The sequence below is a fragment of the Ignavibacteriales bacterium genome (genome assembly GCA_026390575.1).
GTDB lineage: Bacteria > Bacteroidota > Ignavibacteria > UBA10030 > UBA10030 > Fen-1298.
The window spans coordinates 25736-49679 of sequence record JAPLFR010000015.1; the positions used below are offsets into that span (position 1 = coordinate 25736).

Genomic DNA, 23944 nt, shown 5'->3' on the forward strand with positions numbered 1-23944 from the left:
AATTGGAATTTCTTGCTAAAAACAGGAATGTAAGCGGATGAACCCAGACAGCACCCACATCAAGGAAGGAACCTGAAGTTTAATTCAGTCTATACTTTAATTCTCAGACAGGACCACCGGCATTTGGATTGTACTGTTTGGGATTTCGTAAATACTCTTCAAGTTCTGAGCGAAACGATGGGTGCGCAATAGCGATGAGAGCTTCCGCTCGTTGGTGAAGATTTTTTCCATGGAGTGAAGCAACTCCGTACTCTGTTACGACATAGTGTACATCTGCCCGCGATGTTACTACGCCTGCACCGGGCTTGAGTTGAGGAACGATTCGGGAGACCGTACCATTCTTCGTTGTCGAAGGGAGCGCAATAATTGGTTTGCCGTCTTTGGAATGTGCTGCTCCGCGGATGAAATCCACCTGCCCGCCGAAGCCGCTGTAAATTTTCGTGCCGATAGAATCAGAACAGACCTGTCCCGTAATATCCACTTCGATGCAAGAATTGATTGCCACCATCTTTTCGTTTTGCGCAATGATGAAGGGATTATTGGTATAGTCGCATGGGTGCAGTTCGAAGAGCGGGTTGTTGTGAACATAGTCATAGAGCTTTTGAGTGCCCATTACGAATGTAGCCACTACTTTCCCCGGATGAAGCGTTTTCTTCTGACTTGTAATAATTCCTTTCTCAATTGCTTCCACAACACCGTCGGAAATCATTTCTGTGTGAATGCCTAAATGCTGTCTGCCTTCAATACGTGCCAGTACTGCATCCGGTATACCTCCAATGCCTAATTGCAGAGTCGCATTGTCTTCAATAAGAGGAGTAATGAAATCAGCAATCCGCTCTTCAATCTCTGATGCTGTGATAGGTTGAAGTTCCAAGATCGGCACAGAGCATTCCACGATTTTGTGTACTCGTGAAACGTGAATGAACACATCACCCAGCGTGCGCGGCATACGCTCATTCACCTGTGCAACAACGATCTTTGCATTTTCCGCCGCTGCTTTCGTAGCAGCGCACTCGGCACCGAAACTCATAAATCCATGCGCATCCGGCGGTGAAAGGTGAATCAATACAACATCAAGAGGAATGTATTTTTCAGAAAAAAGTGCTGGAACCTGTGAGAGATGTACAGGTACATAATCCGAATTTCCATCAGCAATAGACTGCCGATCGCCGGGGCCGACAAACAGTGAATTGTGTCGGAAATGCTGAGCCATGCCGGGCTTGGAAAGCGGATCATCTCCCAGCAACAAAATGTGATTGACTACAACATTGGAAAGTTCCGGCGCTCGTTTTGCAAGTGCGTTTGTAAGCAGAAGTGGTGTTGCAGCATTCCCGCTGAGAAAAATCCGGTCTTTCGATTTGACAACCTTTACCGCCTCCTCAACCGTCACAACTTTCGACTTGTATTGATCGAGCCAATTCATAGTCATTCCTATTGGATTTTATTTGTCGGAGAGTTGAGTAATGTTTGAACGTCGTTCGCTTTAAGATCGAACGCTTTGGCCGCAGCTTTATTCGTACAGCATCCCCGGAATGTACAGACACCTTTGGAAAACCCAATATCAGTGCGAAGAACTTGTTCCAGGCCAAGCTCGGTTGCTTCCCGTAAGAAAGGAAGAAGTACGTTTGTCCATCCGACAGTTGCTGTGCGCGGTACCGAAGCCGGAGTATTTGGAACACAATAATGTACAATGCCGTGAGTTATATACACCGGATCAGTCAATGTTGTTGGACGGCTCGTTTCTACACACCCGCCTTGGTCAATAGAAATATCGACAATGACAGAACCAGGTTTCATCTGTTTCACCAACTCTTCAGAAACTAAATGCGGAGTCCTTTCGCCTTTCAACAGAACAGCACCAATGAGCGCGTCTGCTTCGCGCACCGCACACTCAATATTGTATTGATCGGAAACGGCAGTGGCGATTCTCCATTGAAACAAATCCTCCACTTCGCGCAAGCGGCTAATGTTCTTGTCGATAATCATCACCTTCGCTCCAACTCCAAGCGCGACACGCGCTGCAGTGCGTCCCACAGTTCCAGCGCCAAGAATGAGCACATCGGCGGCAGGGACACCCGGAATACTTCCCAAAAGTACGCCGCGTCCGCCTTCGCGGGCCTGAAGATAATGCGCCGCCACTTGAATTGAAATCTGCCCGGCAATTTCTGCCATCGTTTGGACAATCGGCAAATCGCCCCGCTCATTTTCAATCAATTCATACCCGATTGCAGTCACATGCTTTTCAAGAAGTGTTTCTATTGTTTTTCGTTTGGAGATGGCAAGATGCAATGCGGAAAAGAGTGTTTGTCCCTCATGAAGAATTTTGAGCTCCGACTCAGCAGGCGGCGCAATTTTTAAAACTATCTCGGAACGATTAATAACTTCCTCCGGACTGTACACAATCACTGCGCCTGCACTGATGTACTCATCGTCCTTAAAGAAACTAAGCGCCCCAGCATTCCGTTCTACATATACAACAGCGCCTAAACTTACCAATGTTTGCACACCGCCCGGTGTCAGCGCTACCCGCCGTTCCGATGGAGCCGTTTCTTTAAGTATGCCGATGTTCATGCCAACAATCCTTCCTGTAATTTATTTCTTGCCGTACCTTAGAAAATGATTGCGTAAAGTGCAAGATGCGTTTTCAGTTTGAAAACATTCCGTTTGATGATTCTGCAGGTGGTATATACTCTGCCGCGATTGAGCATCCAATTCTTTTTGAACAAACATGCCCACAGTACATTTCTCGGAGTAACCAGCCGTATGTTTCTATAAAATCTATCATACCCTGTTCCTGATCTGGAATATGTCTAAGCCATTTATGCACATCGATGTGGCGCCGAATAATAACTTCTTGAATTTTTAGTAAGTCAGCTAATTGTTCGCAAGCAGAATTCATGTTTATTCTCAATTTAAACAGGTCGTGAACCCGTTCCAATACAAAAATTTGTAAAGGCGAATCGCCTACCGTTCATTACATCATTCGTTTTTGTTTTATTATTGTACGGTGAAGGGGCACAAAGATGATTATGTTTGGGTTTGATACGTTGAAATATTTTGGTATTCATAAAAGAATCTCCGTTCAACGTTCTTAGAAATAGTATTTCTAAACGAAGATTTGTTTTCCGTTCAGGCAGAGTTATAAGAATTCCGGATTACATCCCGAAATAACACCATTGCTCACTTGACCGCAGGCGCGGATTTCATTCAATTTCTGGTTAATGCGCAGTACAATACGGCTCTTCTCCTCTAACAGTCCCCGTACAAAGGAATTCACATCCGGATAATCACACTCTGCCATGATGGTCTCATAGAAATGGATCATCTCTGCTTCTTTTCGCATTGCTTCAGTCAACATTCTACACGTAATACGGCAGTCGTGGTTGCATTGTGCACTGCCAGACTCAATTACTTGTTCACTCCACGCTTGAATTGCAGATTGTGTTTTATCCATCTGCTTCATCGTGCCCCCGTTTCAGCTGCTGCTTCCATCGCCAATTCCCTGCCTCGCACTAATGCTTGTTCATTCAAAGGAATTAAATGCTGTCTATGCGGAGGCAGAACATTGTGCAGAGCACTTAGTACATGTTCCAATTTTACAATCGGACATAATTCAAGAAAAGCACCCAGCAGCACCATGTTTGCTACCTGTTTACTTTTGAGTTTTTGAGCTTCTTCTAATCCAGGAATTGCAAGAACCTCGATATCTTTTCTTACCGGCGGCCGGAGGATCGTGGACTTTTCATAGATCAAGATGCCGCCCGGTTTCACAGCGTTTTCAAATTTTTCAACCGACGGCTGATTGAGCACAATAGCAGTATCAAACTTTGTGATAATAGGAGAACTAATGCGTGAATCAGAAACGATCACCGTGCAATTTGCTGTACCGCCGCGCATCTCGGGGCCGTACGAGGGCATCCAGCTTACTTCTTTATTCCCTTCCATTGCGGCGTACGCAATAATTTGCCCCATGGAAAGAACGCCCTGACCGCCAAAGCCGGCAATAATTATTTCTTGAGTTGTGCTCATATTCTTCGTCGTTTCGTTTTCAAAAAGAATTTTTGCTTCATCATTTTACAAATTTCTACATTGTTCCACCAAGCCAGTACTTTTTCAGCGTTAACTCTTCGGCACTTTGATATCGCCAAGCGGATATGTTGGAAACATGTTTTTCTCTAACCACTCATTGGATTCAACCGGCGTCATTTTCCAGCCGGACGGGCAGTTAGAGACGACTTCGATAAAACAGGTTCCTCTTTTTTCCTTTTGATATTTGAATGAGAGAGAAATTGCCTTCTTCAGCCTACGCACTGCGGCCGTATTGTGCACCGAGTGCCGTGAGACATAGTACGCGCCGGGAAGCTGTGCAATCAATTCTGTGATCTTCAACGGATTGCCCATGGTTGCAACTTCGCGTCCGAATGGCGATGTTGTTGTTTTCATGCCCAATAATGATGTCGGAGCCATCTGACCGCCCGTCATTCCGTATATACCATTGTTGATGAAGAGCATAAGAATATTCTCGCCGCGGTTGACGGTATGGATTGTTTCACCGGTACCAATTGCCGCAAGATCGCCGTCGCCTTGATAAGAAAAAACATATTTATCGGGAAGAACTCGTTTGACCCCTGTCGCCACTGCGCTTGCGCGTCCGTGTGCGGCTTCCTGCATGTCGATGTTCATATAGTCGTATGCAAACACCGCGCATCCGACCGGTGCTACACCGATGATTTCTTCCTGAATAGTCATTTCATCAACGACTTCCATCAGAATTTTATGCACGACGCCATGTCCGCATCCCGGGCAATAGTGTGTCGGGGTATCGGTAAGTGTTTTCGGTTTTGCATAAACGACTTCTAAGCCGTCAATTTTCGCTGCTGTTTCCATTTCTTCCACCTTCATGCATGCGCCGTTTGAAATTCTTTGGCAATTGATTCCACCTGTGCCAGCACTTCTTCCGGCGATGGAATCATTCCGCCCATCCGTCCGTAGAAATGTACCTCGCATTTGCCGTTGATCGCGAGCCGTACATCTTCCACCATTTGTCCTGCATTCATTTCGACCGTCAGAAATACTTTTGCACGCTCTGCTAATGCTGCAAGCGCAGCTGTCGGAAATGGATACAGCGTGATTGGACGGAGCAATCCAACCTTCAGTCCTTTTTCGCGCGCCAGGGTCATGGTTTTATTGCAAATGCGGGATGTTAATCCGAACGCGACAAGAACAATGTCTGCATCTTCGGTTTGAAATTCTTCCGACCGCACTTCCTTCTGCAGCTGACGATACTTTTCCTGCAGGACTAAATTGAGTTTCTCCATCCGCTCCGGCTGGATGAACAGAGAAGTAATAATATTTCGTTCGCGCGAATTTGGTTTGCCGATCGTCGTCCAGGGGAAATTCGTTTTTGGAAGAGAGCCCGCCGCAGGCAATGTGACCTTCTCCATCATTTGACCGAGCGCGCCGTCGGCAAGAATCATCGCCGGGTTACGGTACTTCTCCGATAAACGAAATGCATCGAATACAAAATCCACCATTTCCTGCACCGAAGACGGTGCAAGTACGATGAGATGATAATCACCATGACCGCCTCCTTTTACCGCCTGAAAATAATCTGCCTGCGACGGCTGAATAGTGCCAAGACCGGGTCCGCCTCGCTGAACATTGACAACCACAGCCGGCAATTGCGCTGATGCCATATAGGAAAGACATTCCTGCATCAAGCTGATGCCGGGGCTCGATGATGAAATCATTGCACGCGCACCGGCGCCGGAAGCACCGTGCACCATATTAATTGCTGCAAGTTCGCTTTCTGCTTGAAGGATTACAACGCCCGGATAGTTTGGCGCCTGAATTGCAAGATACTCCATTACTTCTGTTTGCGGTGTGATGGGATATCCAAAGTATGCCTGCATACCTGCCCGCAATGCGGCTTCAGCGAGTGCTTCGTTGCCTTTCATTAATCGAGTGTTAGATTTTCCGTTTCCACCTGCCATGGGTTCACATTTCTTAAGTGAATAATTTTTGTAATTGCTCGTTATGCCCTTCAGCTCCATAAGGAGCTGAAGATTTGTAAATTGAAAACCACTCACATATAAAGAACACTCTAGACGTTCAACACCTACGGAGTTGGATATTCCTTTCGAGATCAAATCTTAAAAATGTTCGATGCCTACGGCGTCAAAGAGTTATGTGTGTAAAGGGTTTTCGATATCTTCGTAAGTTATTATATATGTATCACCGCGTTGTTATATCCCGCTGTCGTCCTTTTAGATTTTCGGTGCCGCTGATTTCATCGCTTTTATTTGGCGGTATACTGTTATAGCACTGTCAGGGCAGACGATAGCGCAATTGATACATCCGGTACAAGAATCATTCTTCAACTGTGCGTAGCGGTAACCTTTCAAATTCAATTGGGATGACAGCTCCAAACAATCCTGCGGACAAGCTGTAATGCACAACTCGCATGCTTTACAAATTTCCGTTGCAACAATAACTGTTCCTCGAATCATGTAACACTCCGGTGGATTTTTTTTTCAACCGACGAACCAAAGAAGACATCATATATTATTTTGATGTACGTTCAAGTAGCGTGCCACGTTGTGTATTACTTGCCAGAACGGCTTAAATGCTGTATTTTAGAAGAAAAAAAAGGACACTTGGCACTTTTAAGAAGATTTTAAAATTGTTTCCCGAAAGCAATAAGGTTGATGAAAAAGTAAGCAGATCAATTTTCCTCTTTAAAATTATATCTTTGATACTTTTGTAATAGTACCAAAAGAATATATTCGCAAATAAAAAATGAAGTCCACCTTCGCAGGCGGACTTCATCATTACGTTTTTCAGTTCAGTCATTTTACATAACTGCGCAGAACTTCATCAGGAGATCCAGGAGGATTTTCTGCAATGCGCTGTGCTTCGGAAACAGCAACTGCTGTAATATTGACGATGTCGTTGACATCGCAACCAGGTACGAGTAAATACACCGGCTTGCGAATTCCTAACAACATCGGTCCAATCGCTGTTGCACCGCCAAGTTTCGCTAAAACTTTATATGCAATGTTTGCTGATGTCAAATCAGGACAAATCAGCACATTTGCATCACCTTTGATTTCGCTGAACGGGAAGACTTCAGATACGATATCAGGATCTAACGCAGTATCTGCCATGATCTCTCCCTCGACAACCAGATTAGGCGCTTTCTTTTTGATAATCTCTACCGCTTTCCTCACTTTTTCCGTTAAAGGATGCTGCGTGCTGCCAAAATTACTGAAGGACAACATCGCCACACGCGGAATCACATTCATATAAAGTGCTTTCTCCGCAGTCAGCAAGGCGATATCCGCAAGGTCCTCTGCATCCGGCTCAATATTGACGGTCGCGTCCGAAATAAAGATCGTTTTGTTTTTAAAAACCATCATATAAGCGCCGCAAATTTTTCGTACACCTGCACGTGTGCCGATAATCTGAAGCGCTGGCCGAATTGTTTCCGGATAATGTTCCGTCAATCCGGAGATTAAACCATCGGCATCGCCCATCTCCACCATCATCATGCCGTAGACATTATAATTATTTCTCAACAGATGTCTCGCCGATGCAGAGGTCATTCCTTTCCGTTTGCGAAGATTGTAGAGCGCCGACACATATTCTTCAAAGCGCGGAGATTTTCTTGGACGGATGATTTCCACATCCTTCAACTCAAGACCAAGATCCTTGATGTGTTGATTTACTGCATCCGGAGCTCCTAACAATATCGGTTTAGCAATTCCTTCATCAAGCAGTACTTGCGCTGCACGAAGGATTTTATCTTCTTCGCCTTCCGGGAAAACGATACGCTTCGGTTCGCTCTTTGCTTTGTTGATATAGAATCGCATAACTTCCCGCGACTTACCAAGACGTGCTTCAAGCTGATCGCGATACTTTTCAAAATCTGTAATCGGGTTTCTTGCCACGCCTGTATCCATCGCAGCTTTTGCCACTGCGATCGCTTCCCAAAACAGCACGCGCGGATCAAAAGGTTTTGGAATAATGTATTCCCTGCCAAACTCGATCCGTTTCTTTCCGTAGGCTTTCAGAACATTATCAGGAACATCTTCCTTCGCGAGTTTCGCTAATGCATGCGACGCAGCAATCTTCATTTCATCGTTGATGGTCGTAGCGCGCACATCAAGCGTTCCCCGGAAAATAAACGGGAAACCCAGCACATTATTGACTTGATTCGGAAAATCTGAACGCCCTGTCGCCATAATAATATCGTCGCGAGCGCTTGTTGCGTCTTCATAGGTAATTTCCGGATCAGGATTAGCCATGGCAAATACGATCGGGTTATCCGCCATCGACCTGACCATTTCCTTCGTTAACACTCCTTTTGCCGAAACACCGCAGAAGACATCTGCTCCTTTGACAGCATCGGCAAGAGACCGGGCATTTGTTTGAATGGCAAAATACTCTTTGTATTGATTCATTCCTTCCGTTCTGCCTTTGTACACAACGCCTTTTGTATCCACAAGAAATATGTTCTCCCGCCTGACGCCTAACTTTTCATAGAGCTTCGCGCATGCAATACCGGCAGCTCCTGCACCGCTGAAGACAACCCTGACCTGCTCTATTTTCTTTCCCTGAATTTCCAGAGCATTTACGAGCGCCGCACCGCTGATGATAGCTGTGCCATGCTGGTCGTCATGAAAAACAGGGATGTTCATTGTCTTTTTCAGCGCTTCTTCAATATAGAAACATTCCGGTGCTTTGATGTCTTCGAGATTGATACCGCCGAAAGTCGGTTCCAGCAGCTGCACGGCTTTAATAATCTCATCAGCATTGTGTGTGTTCAACTCGATATCGAACACATCGATATCCGCAAAGCGTTTGAAGAGCACGCCCTTGCCTTCCATGACCGGTTTACCGGCAAGTGCACCGATATCGCCTAAACCAAGAACTGCCGTTCCATTTGAAACCACGGCGACAAGATTTCCCTTGGCTGTGTACTTGTAGGCATCTTCCGGATTCGCATGAATTTCGAGACATGGATCGGCAACTCCCGGCGTGTACGCCAGCGACAAATCGCGCTGTGTCTGACATGGTTTGGATGAAACAACTTCTATTTTGCCTTTGCGGCCCATCGAATGGTAATCGAGTGCTTCTTGTTTACGAACCATAAAACCTCCGTTCAAAGAATTATTGTGACTTCTTGAAGTAATGGTAAAGTATAATGAGTTTTAAGAATGAACGCAACCCAGGCTTTCATCTTGCCATCTCTTGAAGCATGGAGAAAGTGCATTCATTCTCTCTGAAACTACTATACTACTACCGTTTAACCAATTTGGTTCAATAAAGCACCTCGATCAAGACGTTGTAGAGGCTCAAAAAACGAAATACAATACTCTGCAGCCTGTAAAACACAAAGCCCGATTCCATACCTACAGAATCGGGCTTCTTTGACGTTAAACAGCATCATTTTGTCGTCATCACAAAGACGCCGTTCCATTCAGCCGGCGGCGGAGTAATTTGATACAAGTTCGCACGCTCTGAATAAATCTGTGCAACATAACAGGTCTCGTCTAATGAGTATGCCTGCTGCAAATACGCAATCGCTTCTTCCCATTTCCTTGCGCGGTAAAGTTTCAATCCCTCGTGATACATCTCCAGCGACTGTTTCTGGTTTTCGGTCATCTCCATGTCGGCAGTACCAAGCAGTTCGTACACTTTCACCGGTTCTGTTTTGCCTTTCACTTGGATCAAATCAAGTTCCCGCACAATGACCTTATTTTTTACATGTGTATAGGTAAAGTCGCTGACCATAATATTAGATTTATATTGTTTGTTCGCGCCTTCGAGCCGCGAAGCAAGATTCACACTGTCGCCGATAACGGTGTAGTCAAACCTGTCCTTGCCGCCCATGTTACCAACAATGACAATACCGGTGTTGATACCCATCCGCACAGAAAGCGGGGGTTTGCCTTCTTTTATCCATTTTGGCCTGAGCGATTCCAAACGCTTCTGCATCTCCAATGCTGCAAGACATGTTCGGAGCGCATGATCTTTTTGCGGAAGCGGTGCGCCCCAGAATGCCATAATCGCGTCGCCTTCGTATTTATCTAATGTTCCTTCGAACTTGAGTACAATACGGGTCATCTCGTCTAAGAATTCATTAAGCAAAGCCACCAATCCCTCCGGTTTGGCATGGTATTGTTCCGAGATAGTTGTGAAGCCGGCTATATCGGAGAAGAACACTGTCAGTTCACGACGATCGCCGCCGAGCTTTGCCTTTTCTGGATTCGAAACCAATTCGTTCACCACGGCGGGATTAATATAGTGACCGAACATATTTTTGATGACTGCCTTTTGCTGCCGCTCGGTCAAGTATTGATAAACTGCTGTACCGAAATATGCAAAAACAACTGCAAGACTCGGATTCACAACATTCATCAATACATTGTTATTACTAAACACGATAATGGAAACTTCGAACACTGCACCAACAAGAATGACGGTCAAAAGAAATGCCCCGATCTCCAGCAGCCACATGTGCCGTATGCGAACCTGCTTCAACGCCAGCAAACCGATGAAACAGATGAGAGATAAAAGAATGATGACAATGCTTTCAATCATCGGATCAGCAGTTGTGATGAAGTTGCTGTCGATAACATTCTGAATGGCAGTGGCATGAATTTCAACACCATTCATCGCATAATTCTTCTTTCCGCCTTCTTCTTTGTACAGGGGCACATTGTGATAATCACGCTCTTCAGCCATGACGGAGCCGATGATGACGATCTTATTCTTTACAAGGTTCATCGTTATCGCGTCGAAGGTATTGAGCTGCTCTCCTAATTCCCGTATATCAAACTCGTCCTTCGTTTCGAATGTTGAGTCGTCAATAACCTGCGAAAATGGAATATAGCGGAACGTATGATCTGGCCCATAATAGTTTAAGAGAAATGTTGATGTCTCACTGCTGGGAATAGTTCTGATTATTTTACTCACGCGTGCAGAATCTCTTGTCAAGTAAAAAAAGTTGTCCCTTTCTTTGACCGTATTCAAAGGGGGTAACTTGAAGTATTGATTGAGTGCTGCAAATCCGAGTGATGGAGTTAAAAAGCCTTTCACGTCTAACATGGGGAAGTATGAACGGCACACATCGTCTCTATCTTTATAGATATTCACCACACCGATATTTTTATCAACATCAAAAAAGATATTATTATACGTCGGTTCTGTAGCTTGCACTATTGCTTTCTCGTACACGGTGCCTGTTTCAACTTTTGTGGCAATGACAACATTATTGTATTTCTGAAGCGTTGCGCGTAAGACACTATCTCCTTGAACATCCCGGATTGATTCCCAGGTCATATCAAATACAATTGTTCTTGCACCTGCGTCATTCAAATTTTTAATGACGTGTGCATAGTATGAACGCGGGAAAGGAAACGGTTCGATAAAAGCTTTTAGATCGTCGTCCGAAATCCCTACGATGACAACGTCACCGTCTTTTTTGAGATCGCGCGTCTGCTCGGTTCGTACATATTTGCTTTGGTAACGGAGATCAATCGTCAACAAATCGATATTCTTCAGAAAGGTCAATTCGAAGAGCCACCCTTGGCCGATGATAATAACGAAGACGCCTATGCCGAGACCGATGGACAGCTTCACAAGCATCGGCAATATTTTTCTTTTGAATTCATAGGAAGTCATAATTCTAATTCCTTTTGCGGTGAACGGGAGGAATACTCCCGCTTCTCATGTACGGTGAAGAGAAGCGGGAATTGATACGCAAGTGAATACTTCGTTAGAACGTAAACCGATATACAATACTTGCAATAACGTCGTTTTCTTTGCCCGGATTTTGGATTACATCAAGCTGGCCTACGATATAATGTCCATCCATAATCTGATAATCAACACCGGCTTGAATGAGCGTCCGTTTGAAATCACCGAACGACGGTGCCAGTGTTGCCAACAAATTAAGGCGATCATTCATGAGCCGATATCGCGCATTCAGGGAAAAAGTTTGATAGTTAAATGTTTGTTGAGAAGTAGTACTCAGATATCGTTTTGTGAGCGTATCTTGCAATGCAAAATATGTAGCATTATGACTGATGATAATTGCAATAGTTGTTTGTAACGGTATCTTATAGAATGTTGTCAGTGCAGTAGCAACACTAACGTTATCCTGATTACGCAAATTGAACGTGTTATCCTTTTTGTTTGCAATACTGACGGTTGCATTTAAACTTTGACGCGCAAGCACATTGAAGTCATAATTTACTGCGAAGAAGAAACGATTTGTCTTCTCATCAGCGTAATTTAAAGAATCCGCTTTTGAAGATGGGAACGTCGTATCTACCACAGCTGTTACAAGAGTATCCTGATTAAGTTCTATAGGATTTTTGCGTGTATTAAATCCGTATCCAAATGTCATGGTAGGCAGTTTCACACCCGGGTACACTGTCGCCGATCCGTTGAAGGTATTAAATGTTGTAACCGGTAAGCTGCTTTCGTTCTGAATGTTGTTCCACTTCGTCTCGTACGAAAAACTTGTCATGAGCCGGTTGTCGAGCAGGCGGATCCTATCGGAAAGATTAATGCCTGCGATATCCGTTTGAACATATTCATTGCCGTACGATTTGAAATTCTTGCCGCGGCGAAATGCCATTGCCCGAATATAGTTGTTGAAATAATTTAACGTCAACTCGGATTCAACTGATAACGATGGCAATCCACTTATCGGATCCAAAGGCGTTAAATTTTCATTTATGGTAATGAACTGGCTGCCAATTTTCGCCATCTTTTTGAGATCATCGGCATCTTTTAAAGCTTTTGCATGATCAGCCGCCGATTTCGTCGTATCATAGACACCTTTTACGGAATCAATTTGCACGTCAGACAGATTCCCCTTTGAAATATCAGTGTTCTCAAGACTGAAAGCAACCTGCGTAGTCCACTTTATTTTCTGATTATCAAAAGCAATCAACAAATCTGTGCCTGCGACTAAATTTTCCGCAGGATAATTGCCATATTTAATAGAATTTTTGTCATCTTTCGCTTTAATAAAAGTGAGTCCAAATTGAAATGATTCTCCGCTTCCAAAACTTGGACGAACGGCTAAGAAATCTCTATCAAATGTGCCATTTGTGTACGAACGGTAGTTCTGTATTAATGTATCGGTAGATCCTGGCGTTGTATTCGTATTGCGCCCGCCATAACTCTCAAAAAATGTTTCCTTTGGACGAGATGATGCGGCCGAAGAATCATTGTAGAGAACTATGCCGCCCAGGGGGCCCTCAATTTTGCGTTCCGTTTTACCAAATGAAACATCAAGGTTGAAGAAGCCCAATGTCAATGCACCGGTAATTCCGCGTACGCGTTTTCCACTAATGAACAACGACGGGAACATCGGATACGCATCACCAATCTGCACTTTTGCATAATCTTCCGCCTGCAAGGTACCCAGGAAGCGATTTTTGCGGCTGACGGTCGTCGGTGTTTTCATTCGTTAAGTGCATATCGTATCCAAAAGCAAGAAATTTATATGTACCGTTGAGGTGGACATCTGCGCGCTGGTAGGATGTACTCGTGACATCCACTTTTTCATTTCGTAATTCAACTTGAGCATTTCCCATATACTGCAACGAGCTCTTCACCTCTTCTATGGCAGCGGCCGTCGATAAGTTAAAGTCCGCTTGTTTCGTATAGTACACCCGTCCCTTCGTGTCAACCAATTCTATCTTAACGGTATGTGTTCCCAAATTCAGCGGTCTATCAAAATTTTTTGGACTGTAGAGAATCACATCATCTGAGAGCAACGCTTCTTTTGTTACATCGGCACCATCAAGGTAGATACGTGTTCGCTGCTTATCAACCGCATCAGAAACAAACATCAACGATACAGCAACCGCCAAATCTTCTGCCGCTAACGTCTCTCCGGGTTCCGGGCTCAGAAAGCGAACTTCTGCATCTTTTGGATCCACTCCTTTTACTGCAACCTTAATTGGATTGACTTCAGGATTATCTGATGGATATGTTGCTTGTGTATTATCTGCAAGCTGAAACTTGATATAGTACTCAATATAAGGCGGCAAGACAGCTTTACCCGGCAGCGTAGCAACTGCTGTCCGGCCGGAAAGGAGCATCTCGAGTTCTTTGTACTCTGTCTCTCCAAATTGACGATAGTTGAGTAATACTCTCTGAACTTGAGCGTTCTGCGCTATCTCAACGCTCACAGAAAGCGGTTCTTGTTCAATAGCTGGCGGTACTTTTACCTCTATGACGTATTGACTGACCTGTCCATAGGTGATAGAACATAGCAAAGCAGTAAGGAGGAATGATAAACGAATGGCGGATTGATGAATGCGTTTCATAGTAATCCCCTCATGATGAACGTGCAGCTATTGATGGTGGCGATTATCGGAAAATAAAAAAACGGCGGGTGCGTACTGCGCCCGCCGTTCAATGTATTAAAAGCAACTATATAATGCAAGACCCGGCATAGCTCGGATCAGATTATTCGCTCCATTTCAGGACGAGAACTTTTTTCTGCAGCGATCCGGTTTGGCCCGGGATGCGAAGTTCGCGTTGGACCGATTGCACCTGCACTGCCGCAGGATTGGTTGCTCCATCTTGTGGTACGGTAATCGTTGATCCGTCGTCAAAACGGATGGAAACATAATATTCTAGTTGCGGAAATTTTACTTTCTCTCCATCTAACTGTCCGGTTGCAACCTGTCCGGAAGGTGTGAGAATAAGTTCCGTAAATGTCGGCTCATTCTGCTTGCGGTGGAAAAGACTTATCGCGCTTACATTCGCCTGTAACGAGGAAAAATCTACCCGCACCGATCCTGCGTTTTTCGACTTTAACTGGCCAAATTCAGGAACAATTCTCATCAACGGCGGAACGCTCAACTTCATTGGACTTGTGACACCATCACCTGGAAGTGTGATTTCGGTACTGACAGAATCTTGCAATTTAATGACGAAATAGAATTCAATTTCAGGCGCGCGCACATCGACACCTGGAATTGTGCCTGATGCAACTTTGTTGGAAAGCGTCATCACCAAAGATTTGAAAGCCGCATCACCGCCGCGGCGATAGTTGAGTGTAACAGAATTGAGTTGTCCGGCAACAGAAGAAAGATCGAGCGATGATTGAAGGTTCGTGAACGAACGAATCGGCGATGGACTAAACATGGGTGTGGCGGTGATAGTAATTCCGGTACCGCTAGTGGAAAAAACCGCTTTCGCAACCGATACTGAACCGGGTGAACTTGCTCCGCCTGATGGTAAGGTAATGCTCTGTTTGCCAATGGTAATGGAAAAATAATATTCCAACGCCGGGCTTGCAACTTTTGCGGCTGGGATTTCAACTGACGCAATTTTCCCATCCAACGCCATCGTTGCTTGTGTGTAGTCTGTTGTACCCTTTGTTCGATAAAACAAATTTACACCTGCAATGACAGTATCCGTTTGGTTCAAATCTAATTTGGCTGTCGTTGTATTGCCAACTGAAGGAGACGGATCGAATGCAATGGTACCGGAAACAACGACACCTTTTGCCGAAGATGTTTCTCCTCTGCCTCTGTGTTCGCCTTCGCCCTCAGATGCTCCACTTTTAATATTATCGAGTTCCTTTTTACTCGCTTTGCGAAGATCCAGACCTCCTGTGCTGTCAGCAATCGCTGTGTTACCCGTACTGACGTGTGTGGAACGGCCGGAGATAGAATTAGTGAATTCTGCCAAACCAAGAGAAATGGTAAAAAAGTCTGCATTGCCGCCGGTGCTATATCCGCCTTCAGTGCCGCGAATGGATGCAACCGAAATCGGAGAAGAAAACCGAAATTGTTCAGTCTCCGCTTTCTTCACATTGAAAATCATGTTTCCACGATCCATGTGAACGCTGCGGCTGAGGATCTCTTTTCCCTGCACTTCACCTTTAATTGTTACGATAGATTTCTCGCGAAGAATAAGCTTCGATTGATCCGCGAAGAGAATCATTGCTAAGGATCCTTTATCCGTTTGTACTTCATACCCAGATTTTAATTTGCTTAATGGAACCGCCTTTTGCCATCCTGTTGCAGGAGATTTCATATTCACATCCCGGATAACTTTCACAATGTAGGCGGAAATATCTTTTTTGTCCTGCTGTGTTTTTTGCCCCAGCGAAAGCACACCAAGGAGCACCAACACACTAACGACAACGATCTTCTTTATCATGGCTTTCTCCTTCAGCGCTTATTGGTTTTCAACACCAAGTTGTAGTTTCAAATCGGTACGGTTAGATAGATCATTGATAAGTGTTTGCAGATCGGTCTCTGTTAACGTACTGCCATCGAGTATGATGTTTCCGTAGGACGGCCATGCTACCCAGTTCACCGGGTCTGCTCGAAGCGTTGCATATGTTGCTGATGCGGAACCGCTGAAAGCGTTCAAAAAATTATCCAGCATTTGTCCGACCTTATCATCAGTAATGCGGAACACCACCGGAAGACTCTTACGCATCACGTCGCCACGATTCGTTGCTACTTTTGCCTCAACCTGAAGAACATAGGCTTTGTTTTGTTCCAGCTTGCGTTCAGCATTAGAGGGATAGGTGAGCGATGTTCCGCTGAAGTCAGGAGGATCGCCGTATGATGTCCGAACGAGACTTGGATTTCCACCCGTGAGTGCATCTTGTGGTGAACGGTGATTCGCTAAAGCTTCGTACACTGAAACTCTCACAGGTGCACTCGATGTCCAGTTAAACGTAGGTGCAAGATTGCTAAAGAAGCTTCCGTTCTTCGGATCTGTAATCTCCACAAATACTTCATCAGCCGTTGAGAACTGAACGGTAATCGTTTTCGTGTCTCCGCCGAGAACTTCTGTTGTACGTGGAACACCCCTATCATTGGGATTTTCAGAAGTCGCTTTAAACACTTTCATAATGACAGTATATTTACCGGGAGGCGCGGTCGGGTTTTTCGCTGCCATATCTTCCAGGCGTTTGCGCAGAGTCGCGTTTTCTACATACGTTCCAACGCCATCCCGGATATAAATCTCGCTGCTCCCGCCTTTTGCAAAATCACGCGCCGCAAGCACACGTGATCCATTCACTCTGAAATTATTTGTATACGCATGCATCAATTCTTGATCAGCTTCACCGCGAAGTTGAACATGCATCTCGACATAGACACAGACCCACGCTGTTGGTTCGACACCTACTGTCTGCAAAGTAAGCGATATTCCAGAGATGTTTGGGTTAAGTTGTTGGCTTTTAACATCAACAAAATCGGTGAGATAGACGACATCGTACATCTGGAAATCGAGAGACACCTTCATGGTTTGAGCAAAGGTCCTTGAACAGCTCAGTACAGCGGCCAGAAGAACGATGCCGATGAGTGCATTCCTATTCATTGTCCATTTCATGGTGTGTAACTCCTCCGTATTGTTTGTTTTCTCTACTAGTATAGCCGATGGAGCAATAAAAAACGTTGACAACTATCACACAGACAGGGTTTAAAAATTCACGACATCATTATAAAGAACGAACGCCATAAATACAAGCAGCAAGATAAACCCTGCTTGTTGAATGGCAATTCTTACTTTACTTGGTACTTCCCGCCTAAACACAGCCTCATAGACGAGAAAGACAAGATGTCCTCCATCGAGTGCTGGGAATGGAAGAATATTCAGCAAAGCAAGACTAATACTTAATAAGCTGATGAATCCGAAGAACTCCAAGACGCCAGTATCAGCAGAGCGCTTTGCCAACTGAGCAATCTTTATAGGTCCGCCCATCGATTTACTAAGCGAAGCTTTTCCTGCTACTATTTGGTATATATTGGAAAGAAACAGAACGCTTATTGTTTTTAATTCTCTCATACTAATCGGAAGAGCTTCGAAGAAGGAATATTGTTCGTGAATGATTGGTCCCTGATATACTCGATCTAAAGAAACTCCAATGCGTCCTTCGGCAGTTGGCTTTACATGCGCATTCATTTTCTGATTTCCACGTGCCCATGACAGCAAAATTTCTTTCCCGGCATTTGTTCGAATCGCTTCCTGGAGTGAACCAAAGCTCACTGGTTTTTCGTTCACCGCAAGAAGTGTATCTCCGGGCTGTAAGCCAATCTGTTCAGCTGGCTTTCCATGCTCCACAAGATCTACAACAGGAACGAACCCAGCAGGGAAAACGCCAAATCGTTCTTCAGTAAAATCTGGCAGTTCTGAACGACGGATAAAAAAAGTATTGACTGTACCGGAACGTTGTATCTGTATCGTTAAATCATGTGCCACCGATTCTGTATACAGCGTGCTTTCAATTTCATCCCACTGTTTCATAGGATGATTATTGATGGAAACGAATTTATCGCCCATGTGCAAACCGGATTTTGCGGCGGGACTATTTGGTTCTACATAACCGATTTCCGTCACAGGGTGAATCGTCTTGCCCTGATGGAAAATTATTCCCCAAAAAATTAAAATAGCGAGCAAAAGATTCATAATGACACCAGCGGAAATAACGATCATGCGCTGCCATATAGGCTTCGAACGAAACTCCCATGGTTGCGGCTCTTTATTCAAAAATTCATTGTCGAAGCTCTCGTCGATCATACCGGCAATCTTCACATAGCCGCCAATGGGAACCCATGAAATACAGTAATCGGTTTCGCCAATTTTTTTGCCAAACGCGCGCGGCGGAAATCCTAAACTGAAGGTATCGACACGCATCTTAAAAAACTTGGCGGCAAGGAAGTGTCCCAGTTCGTGCACCAGTACAAGAATACCAATCGTGATGATAAAATAGAATATCGTACTTACTATCGCCATAAATTTAATTCACTCTTGTTTTTATTATTGTGTAAGCTCTTTAACACTGCAGGTTACAATAAAGTTCGGACATATTCGCGCGTATTATGGTCGCTTTGAAATGTGTGTTCAAGATCAGGCGAAACGTGGTTTGTTTGTTTGGCAAGCGCCTGCTCAATGAGTTCTGGAATTCGGCAAAATGTAATTTTCTTTTCTAAAAAAGCCTGCACTGCAACTTCATTTGCCGCATTCATAATGGCGGGAGCAGTTCCGCCCAACGCCATTGCATCGTATGCTAATTGCAGGCAGCGAAATTTATTGCGGTCAGGCGCAAAAAATGTCATCGAGTGCAACTTTGGAAAATCTACATGGTTGCCGCTCATCGGGCATCGTTCAGGATATGTTAATGCGTATTGAATCGGAAGTTTCATATCCGGTACGCCAAGCTGAGCTTTTATGGAACCATCCACGAACTCGACCATCGAATGAATAATGGATTGCGGGTGAATGACAACATCAATGCGTTCTACCGGAAGACCAAAGAGCCAGCGCGCTTCAATCACTTCCAAACCCTTGTTCATCAATGTGGCTGAGTCGATGGTAATCTTATTTCCCATTTTCCAATTAGGATGATTCAGCGCTTGTTCAACTGTAATCGATGCGAATGTATCTTGAGGCGTGTTCAGAAGCGGTCCGCCGGATGCTGTCAGGATAATCCTGTTCGCGCTGTTCCGATCTTCGCCTACAAGACATTGCAGAATAGCGCTGTGCTCACTATCAATGGGAACGAGATGAACACCGTATTCCTTGACTAACGAAGTAACAAGGTCTCCGGCAACGACAAGTGTCTCTTTGTTCGCGAGTGCAATGTGTTTTCGATGTTTGATTGCCTCGACGGTCGGCTTCAATCCGGCAAACCCGACAATGGAGTTGATGACGAGATCGACATCATCCCTGCGAACAATTTCCAGCAATCCCTCGCGGCCGGCGAGTACTTCCACCGAATCGCCAACTATCGATCGCAACACTGCAGCTTTGGCTTCGTCTAACACGACAACACCGCGCGGGTGAAAATGCGCAATCTGATTTTGCAGCAGTTCGATGTTGGTATTAGTTGTAAGATAAGTAATGCTGAATCTGTCTGCGAGATTATGAATAACTGAAAGGCAGTTCCGGCCGATAGATCCGGTTGAACCAAGGATAGCAATATGCTTTGGATTCTGACTCATGCTGCTGTTTCAAGGTAATCAAATTCGCTAGGCATGTCAAGGAAGGCGATTAACAGGTAGTGTTAACATAGTCGGACAAATCGGACTGACCGCACTACACCGAGTCACTACCAATTGACGCAATCCATCATCGCAAATCGAAATTGCTTTTTGTATATTGACGGAGAATAAAGTAGAAAGTAGAAAGTGAAAAGTAAAAATAAAATTTGGATAGTATTCTTGTTTGGGATTCTTACACTTTTCCAATTCGCTCGCGCTCAGGAAACCGATAAACTCATGAAGCTTCGTCTCGCGCAGGGATTTGAAGAAGCTGGCGAATGGGAACGTGCAGTAGCTCTCTACGAAGACCTGAGCACATTAGAACCAACTAATTTTTTATTCCTCGATGGACTCCAGCGCAGTTACACGCAAATCAAAGAGTACGGCAAAGCTATCAACGTTATTCGCCGATGGCTGATCATTCAACCGCGAGATATCAGTAAGATGACAACCCTCGGCGGGCTCTATTATGATTCCGGTAACGAGGCGGCCGCCGACTCGGTGTGGAAATCGGTCATTGCCATCGATCCGCGAAATGTGCAAATGTACCGCGTTGTTGCCAACGAAATGCTGCAGCACCGGATGTATGATCAATGCATCCGCGTTTATCTTGACGGACGTTCGATGAGTAAGAGTGACGCAGCATTTGCAGATGAATTAGGAAATCTTTACACGGCGCTTCAGCAGTACACATCTGCAACAAAAGAATATCTCCGTCTCATCAAGGCAACACCGGATCAATTGCCTTTTATTCAGTCGCGCCTTAGTGCTTTTACTTCAAAACCGGAAGGTCTCAGTGCCGCATCCGAGACGGTAAGGGATGAATTGAAAAACTTGCCGGACAATATCGCTCTGCACAGATTGTATGCGTGGCTCTTATCAGAGGAACGGCGCTACGATACAGCATTGGAGCAATATCGTATCATCGATCGTCTCTCGAACGCGAAAGGGAATGAACTCTACAATTTTGCCCAGCGGTTACATCAAGAACGAGCATACAAAACGGCAGCGGAAGCATTCAAAGAAGTTATTGATGAGCATAAAAGTCCTCAGCTTCTTCCCTATGCACGTTTCGGATATGCTCGAGCACTTGAAGAACCTATTGGTCTGACGGATACGGCGGCATCGTCGTCAGGATCACAGCTCACGTACAGCAACTCGATTCCATTGTATGAATCGATTGCTGCCGAATATGCGAATTCCGAACTCGCCGCTCAATCATTGTATCGTATCGGCGTCATCAAGTTTGAAAAACTCTTCGATCTTGATGGTGCGCTCAATGCATTCAACCGATTGAAAGACGTACCGTCAACAATAAATATTTCTCATGATGCTGTGCTCAAGAGTGGTGATATACAAATTGCGCGGAACAATCTTACCGAAGCACGGAAAGAATATGAACGGCTGAGCAAGATTTCACTGGTGGTGTATCAAGACCAGGCGGCATTCAAATTAGCGGAACTGGATTACTTCGAGGCAAAGTTCGATACGGCATTATCAATGCTGAAGCGATTCAATACGAATCTCACGACGGATTTAACGAATGACGCATTGCAGCTGCAATACTTTATTCAGGAAAATAATACTTCTGCACCGCAAGCGTTGACCGAGTTTGCCAAAGCCGACTTGATGATGCGCCAGCGTAAATACTCGGAGTCGCTCATGCAGTTTCAAGATATTGTCAAACACTATTCAACCGCATTGTTGGTGGATGACGCGATGATGAAGGTTGGTGAGTTGCATCTTTTATTGAATCGTCCCAATGAAGCAATAACGGCGTTTCGTTTTATTGCCGACTCAATTCAGTTGAGCATTCTCAAAGACCGGGCGCAGTTAAGGATCGCAGAAATTTATCAAACGGTTTTGAACGACAAAGCACAAGCGATTGAAGCGTACGAAAAACTGCTTGCACAATTTCCAAATTCTCTTTATGCGGAAGAATCCCGGAAGAGAATACGGCTCTTGAGGGGAGATAATCTGTAATAAACAAAAGGCTCAGATTCTCTGAGCCTTTTGTTGCATTTACTTCCATGATAACCAATCCGACCGCTTAAAGCGATCGGATTGGTGTACCTATAATGCGTGTTCCGTTTCTTTCTTTTTCTTTTCCACTCCATTTGTTTTCCAAACAAAGATCCCGCGTTTCTCATAATGTGTATGGAGAAGATGATGGGAAAGATGTCCCAAGGGTTCTTTCAGGAACTCTTTGTACAACGCAGCGACCTGAGTATTCTCATGCGACTTGCGAATTGGTTTGTTTGCATCTTCCAGATAAATGGATTCGGCTCTTTTCTTTCTTATTGCCCATGTTGTTGGAATCGGCTGGCCACCGCCGCCAAGACATCCGCCCGGGCATGTCATCACTTCGATGAATGCGTACGGTGATTCCTTCTTTTCTATTTGTTCGAAAAGCTTCCGCGCATTACCCAGCGTGTGTGCAACTGCAACTTTGACTTTCGTACCGTTCATATCAACTTCAGCTTCTTTGATTCCCTCCATACCGCGAACAGCCGTGAAATTGATGTTCGCAAGCGGCTTACCGGTCACTACTTCATACGCAGTTCTGAGTGCGGCTTCCATAACACCGCCTGTTGCGCCAAAAATCACTGCAGCGCCCGTCGATTCGCCCAACGGGTTGTCAAATTCTTCGGCTGGAAGATGAGAAAATTGAATTCCAGATTCCTTAAACATCCGGGCAAGCTCTCTTGTCGTCAATACATAATCGACATCATAAAACGCATCGTCTTGCGACCATCCTTTTTTATCTTTCCAATGCTCAAAGGCACTCATCATCTCGGGACGCTTTGCTTCATATTTCTTCGCTGTGCATGGCATAATGGAAACAACGACCATCTTTCGCGGATCGATTCCCATCTTCGCAGCATAGTACGTTTTCGCTACAGAGCCGAACATTTGCTGCGGTGATTTGCAAGTAGACAGATGTGCGAGAGAATTCGGGAAAAAATGCTCTGCAAATTTTATCCATCCCGGTGAGCAGGAGGTGATCATCGGCAGAGTACCTTTGTTGGTGATGCGTTTGATTAATTCATGCCCTTCTTCCATAATTGTTAAATCGGCAGTGAATTGTGTATCGAAAACTTTGTTAAAGCCGAGCCGGCGCAAACCTGCAACCATTTTTCCCGTTACAAGACTTCCGGACTCCATTCCCATCGCTTCACCAATACCAACGCGAATAGCCGGTGCAGTCTGCACGACAACAACTTTGTCCGGATTCATGAGTTCTTCAAACACATTGTCTGTGTCATCACGTTCGACGATGGCGCCGGTAGGACACACGAGCGCGCATTGCCCGCAATTCGTACAGGCAACATTCCCAAGCCCTTTTTCCATATAGGTCGTGACTTTTGTTCTGATGCCGCGTCCGGAGAGACCGATAGCATATACTGTTTGAACAGTGCCGCAGACAGCTATACACCTGCCGCACAAGATGCACTTGTTCGGATCTCTGATGATGGAAGACGAGGTCTCGTCACAGAGTTGTTCTTTTTTGGTACGAACAAATTGACCGTCTTTTATACCAAGATCAGAAGCAATCGTCTGCAATTCGCAGTTCTGATTGCGCAAACATGAAAGACAGTCTTTTGGATGATTGGCAAGAATCAATTCGACGTTCGTTTTTCTTGCATCACGGATACGTGCCGAGTTTGTCGCAATCTCGGTTCCTTCATGTACACAAGCAGTGCAGGAGCGAACAAGCGACCGCGCACCTTTCACTTCAACGACACAAACTCCGCATGAAGAATTTCGAGAAACATCTTCAAGATAGCAGAGTGTTGGTATTTCAATTCCAGCGCGTTTGCAGGCATCGAGTATTGTTATACCATCGGGAGCCTGGTAATCGGTACCGTTAATTTTAATATTGATCATCTTCGTTTCCATGG

Annotated in this window: 18 protein-coding genes and 1 pseudogene; 1 reads left to right on the top strand and 18 read right to left on the bottom strand. The window is 45.0% G+C overall.

What is annotated here, in order from left to right:
• Window positions 1-103: 103 nt before the first annotated feature.
• The 17 genes and pseudogenes from NTX44_11360 to NTX44_11440 all read right to left on the bottom strand — a co-directional run bounded on the left by NTX44_11360 (window position 104) and on the right by NTX44_11440 (window position 20003).
• Window positions 104-1423, bottom strand: coding sequence for a 4-hydroxybutyrate CoA-transferase (locus NTX44_11360; GenBank protein ID MCX6122200.1), 1320 nt, complete (start codon window positions 1421-1423; stop codon window positions 104-106).
• An 8-nt stretch (window positions 1424-1431) separates the two neighbouring features.
• Complete coding sequence (ald, locus tag NTX44_11365) at window positions 1432-2571, bottom strand: alanine dehydrogenase (GenBank protein MCX6122201.1); 1140 nt, start codon at window positions 2569-2571, stop codon at window positions 1432-1434.
• A gap of 73 nt (window positions 2572-2644) precedes the next feature.
• Window positions 2645-2899: a hypothetical protein gene (locus tag NTX44_11370; protein ID MCX6122202.1), complete on the bottom strand. Its 255-nt coding sequence runs from the start codon at window positions 2897-2899 to the stop codon at window positions 2645-2647.
• 240 nt (window positions 2900-3139) lie between these two features.
• The gene (locus tag NTX44_11375; GenBank protein ID MCX6122203.1) at window positions 3140-3454 is read right to left on the bottom strand and encodes a hypothetical protein; all 315 of its coding nucleotides are present in this window, start codon (window positions 3452-3454) and stop codon (window positions 3140-3142) included.
• Window positions 3455-3459: 5 nt separating this feature from the next.
• On the bottom strand, window positions 3460-4029 hold the full coding sequence (locus NTX44_11380) for a 2-oxoacid:acceptor oxidoreductase family protein (GenBank protein MCX6122204.1): 570 nt from the start codon (window positions 4027-4029) through the stop codon (window positions 3460-3462).
• Window positions 4030-4119: 90 nt separating this feature from the next.
• Window positions 4120-4887 (bottom strand): thiamine pyrophosphate-dependent enzyme, encoded by a 768-nt coding sequence (locus tag NTX44_11385; GenBank protein MCX6122205.1) that lies wholly within the window; start codon window positions 4885-4887, stop codon window positions 4120-4122.
• 11 nt (window positions 4888-4898) lie between these two features.
• The gene (gene vorB / locus NTX44_11390) at window positions 4899-5993 is read right to left on the bottom strand and encodes a 3-methyl-2-oxobutanoate dehydrogenase subunit VorB (protein MCX6122206.1); all 1095 of its coding nucleotides are present in this window, start codon (window positions 5991-5993) and stop codon (window positions 4899-4901) included.
• A gap of 273 nt (window positions 5994-6266) precedes the next feature.
• Window positions 6267-6509 (bottom strand): 4Fe-4S dicluster domain-containing protein, encoded by a 243-nt coding sequence (locus NTX44_11395; protein MCX6122207.1) that lies wholly within the window; start codon window positions 6507-6509, stop codon window positions 6267-6269.
• Window positions 6510-6848: 339 nt separating this feature from the next.
• Complete coding sequence (locus NTX44_11400) at window positions 6849-7871, bottom strand: phosphate acyltransferase (protein MCX6122208.1); 1023 nt, start codon at window positions 7869-7871, stop codon at window positions 6849-6851.
• Between the two features lie 33 nt (window positions 7872-7904).
• A pseudogene (locus NTX44_11405) lies at window positions 7905-9152 on the bottom strand (NADP-dependent malic enzyme).
• Window positions 9153-9447: 295 nt separating this feature from the next.
• Window positions 9448-11688 carry an adenylate/guanylate cyclase domain-containing protein gene (locus NTX44_11410; protein MCX6122209.1) on the bottom strand — a complete coding sequence of 747 codons (2241 nt, stop codon included), beginning with the start codon at window positions 11686-11688 and terminating at the stop codon, window positions 9448-9450.
• A 94-nt stretch (window positions 11689-11782) separates the two neighbouring features.
• Window positions 11783-13486 (bottom strand): hypothetical protein, encoded by a 1704-nt coding sequence (locus tag NTX44_11415; protein MCX6122210.1) that lies wholly within the window; start codon window positions 13484-13486, stop codon window positions 11783-11785.
• Window positions 13401-14354 carry a hypothetical protein gene (locus tag NTX44_11420; GenBank protein ID MCX6122211.1) on the bottom strand — a complete coding sequence of 318 codons (954 nt, stop codon included), beginning with the start codon at window positions 14352-14354 and terminating at the stop codon, window positions 13401-13403. Before NTX44_11420 ends, NTX44_11415 begins: the two co-directional genes overlap by 86 nt.
• Window positions 14355-14496: 142 nt before the next feature.
• Entirely contained in the window at window positions 14497-16203 is a 1707-nt protein-coding gene (locus NTX44_11425) for a FecR domain-containing protein (GenBank protein MCX6122212.1), read from the bottom strand.
• A gap of 18 nt (window positions 16204-16221) precedes the next feature.
• Window positions 16222-17391: a hypothetical protein gene (locus tag NTX44_11430; GenBank protein ID MCX6122213.1), complete on the bottom strand. Its 1170-nt coding sequence runs from the start codon at window positions 17389-17391 to the stop codon at window positions 16222-16224.
• A gap of 90 nt (window positions 17392-17481) precedes the next feature.
• A complete protein-coding gene (gene rseP / locus NTX44_11435; GenBank protein MCX6122214.1) occupies window positions 17482-18795 on the bottom strand; it encodes an RIP metalloprotease RseP in 1314 nt (437 codons plus the stop codon).
• A 53-nt stretch (window positions 18796-18848) separates the two neighbouring features.
• Window positions 18849-20003: a 1-deoxy-D-xylulose-5-phosphate reductoisomerase gene (locus NTX44_11440; GenBank protein MCX6122215.1), complete on the bottom strand. Its 1155-nt coding sequence runs from the start codon at window positions 20001-20003 to the stop codon at window positions 18849-18851.
• 186 nt (window positions 20004-20189) lie between these two features.
• Between NTX44_11440 and NTX44_11445 the strand changes: the two genes are divergently transcribed.
• The gene (locus tag NTX44_11445) at window positions 20190-22025 is read left to right on the top strand and encodes a tetratricopeptide repeat protein (protein MCX6122216.1); all 1836 of its coding nucleotides are present in this window, start codon (window positions 20190-20192) and stop codon (window positions 22023-22025) included.
• A 90-nt stretch (window positions 22026-22115) separates the two neighbouring features.
• On the opposite strand, the gene NTX44_11450 is transcribed toward NTX44_11445, so the two are convergent.
• Window positions 22116-23942 (bottom strand): NADH-dependent [FeFe] hydrogenase, group A6, encoded by a 1827-nt coding sequence (locus NTX44_11450; GenBank protein MCX6122217.1) that lies wholly within the window; start codon window positions 23940-23942, stop codon window positions 22116-22118.
• Between the last annotated feature and the right edge of the window lie 2 nt (window positions 23943-23944).

Excerpts from the sequence above, each read along its gene's own strand:
- NTX44_11370 (MCX6122202.1), bottom strand. The coding sequence starts at position 2,899 with ATGAATTCTGCTTGCGAACAATTAGCTGACTTACTAAAAATTCAAGAA.
- NTX44_11415 (MCX6122210.1), bottom strand. The coding sequence starts at position 13,486 with ATGAAAACACCGACGACCGTCAGCCGCAAAAATCGCTTCCTGGGTACC.
- NTX44_11385 (MCX6122205.1), bottom strand. The coding sequence starts at position 4,887 with ATGGAAACAGCAGCGAAAATTGACGGCTTAGAAGTCGTTTATGCAAAA.
- NTX44_11410 (MCX6122209.1), bottom strand. The coding sequence starts at position 11,688 with ATGACTTCCTATGAATTCAAAAGAAAAATATTGCCGATGCTTGTGAAG.
- NTX44_11400 (MCX6122208.1), bottom strand. The coding sequence starts at position 7,871 with ATGCGATTCTATATCAACAAAGCAAAGAGCGAACCGAAGCGTATCGTT.
- NTX44_11380 (MCX6122204.1), bottom strand. The coding sequence starts at position 4,029 with ATGAGCACAACTCAAGAAATAATTATTGCCGGCTTTGGCGGTCAGGGC.
- NTX44_11440 (MCX6122215.1), bottom strand. The coding sequence starts at position 20,003 with ATGAGTCAGAATCCAAAGCATATTGCTATCCTTGGTTCAACCGGATCT.
- ald (MCX6122201.1), bottom strand. The coding sequence starts at position 2,571 with ATGAACATCGGCATACTTAAAGAAACGGCTCCATCGGAACGGCGGGTA.
- NTX44_11375 (MCX6122203.1), bottom strand. The coding sequence starts at position 3,454 with ATGGATAAAACACAATCTGCAATTCAAGCGTGGAGTGAACAAGTAATT.
- vorB (MCX6122206.1), bottom strand. The coding sequence starts at position 5,993 with ATGGCAGGTGGAAACGGAAAATCTAACACTCGATTAATGAAAGGCAAC.
- NTX44_11425 (MCX6122212.1), bottom strand. The coding sequence starts at position 16,203 with ATGATAAAGAAGATCGTTGTCGTTAGTGTGTTGGTGCTCCTTGGTGTG.
- NTX44_11430 (MCX6122213.1), bottom strand. The coding sequence starts at position 17,391 with ATGAAATGGACAATGAATAGGAATGCACTCATCGGCATCGTTCTTCTG.
- NTX44_11395 (MCX6122207.1), bottom strand. The coding sequence starts at position 6,509 with ATGATTCGAGGAACAGTTATTGTTGCAACGGAAATTTGTAAAGCATGC.
- NTX44_11450 (MCX6122217.1), bottom strand. The coding sequence starts at position 23,942 with ATGGAAACGAAGATGATCAATATTAAAATTAACGGTACCGATTACCAG.
- NTX44_11420 (MCX6122211.1), bottom strand. The coding sequence starts at position 14,354 with ATGAAACGCATTCATCAATCCGCCATTCGTTTATCATTCCTCCTTACT.
- rseP (MCX6122214.1), bottom strand. The coding sequence starts at position 18,795 with ATGGCGATAGTAAGTACGATATTCTATTTTATCATCACGATTGGTATT.
- NTX44_11360 (MCX6122200.1), bottom strand. The coding sequence starts at position 1,423 with ATGAATTGGCTCGATCAATACAAGTCGAAAGTTGTGACGGTTGAGGAG.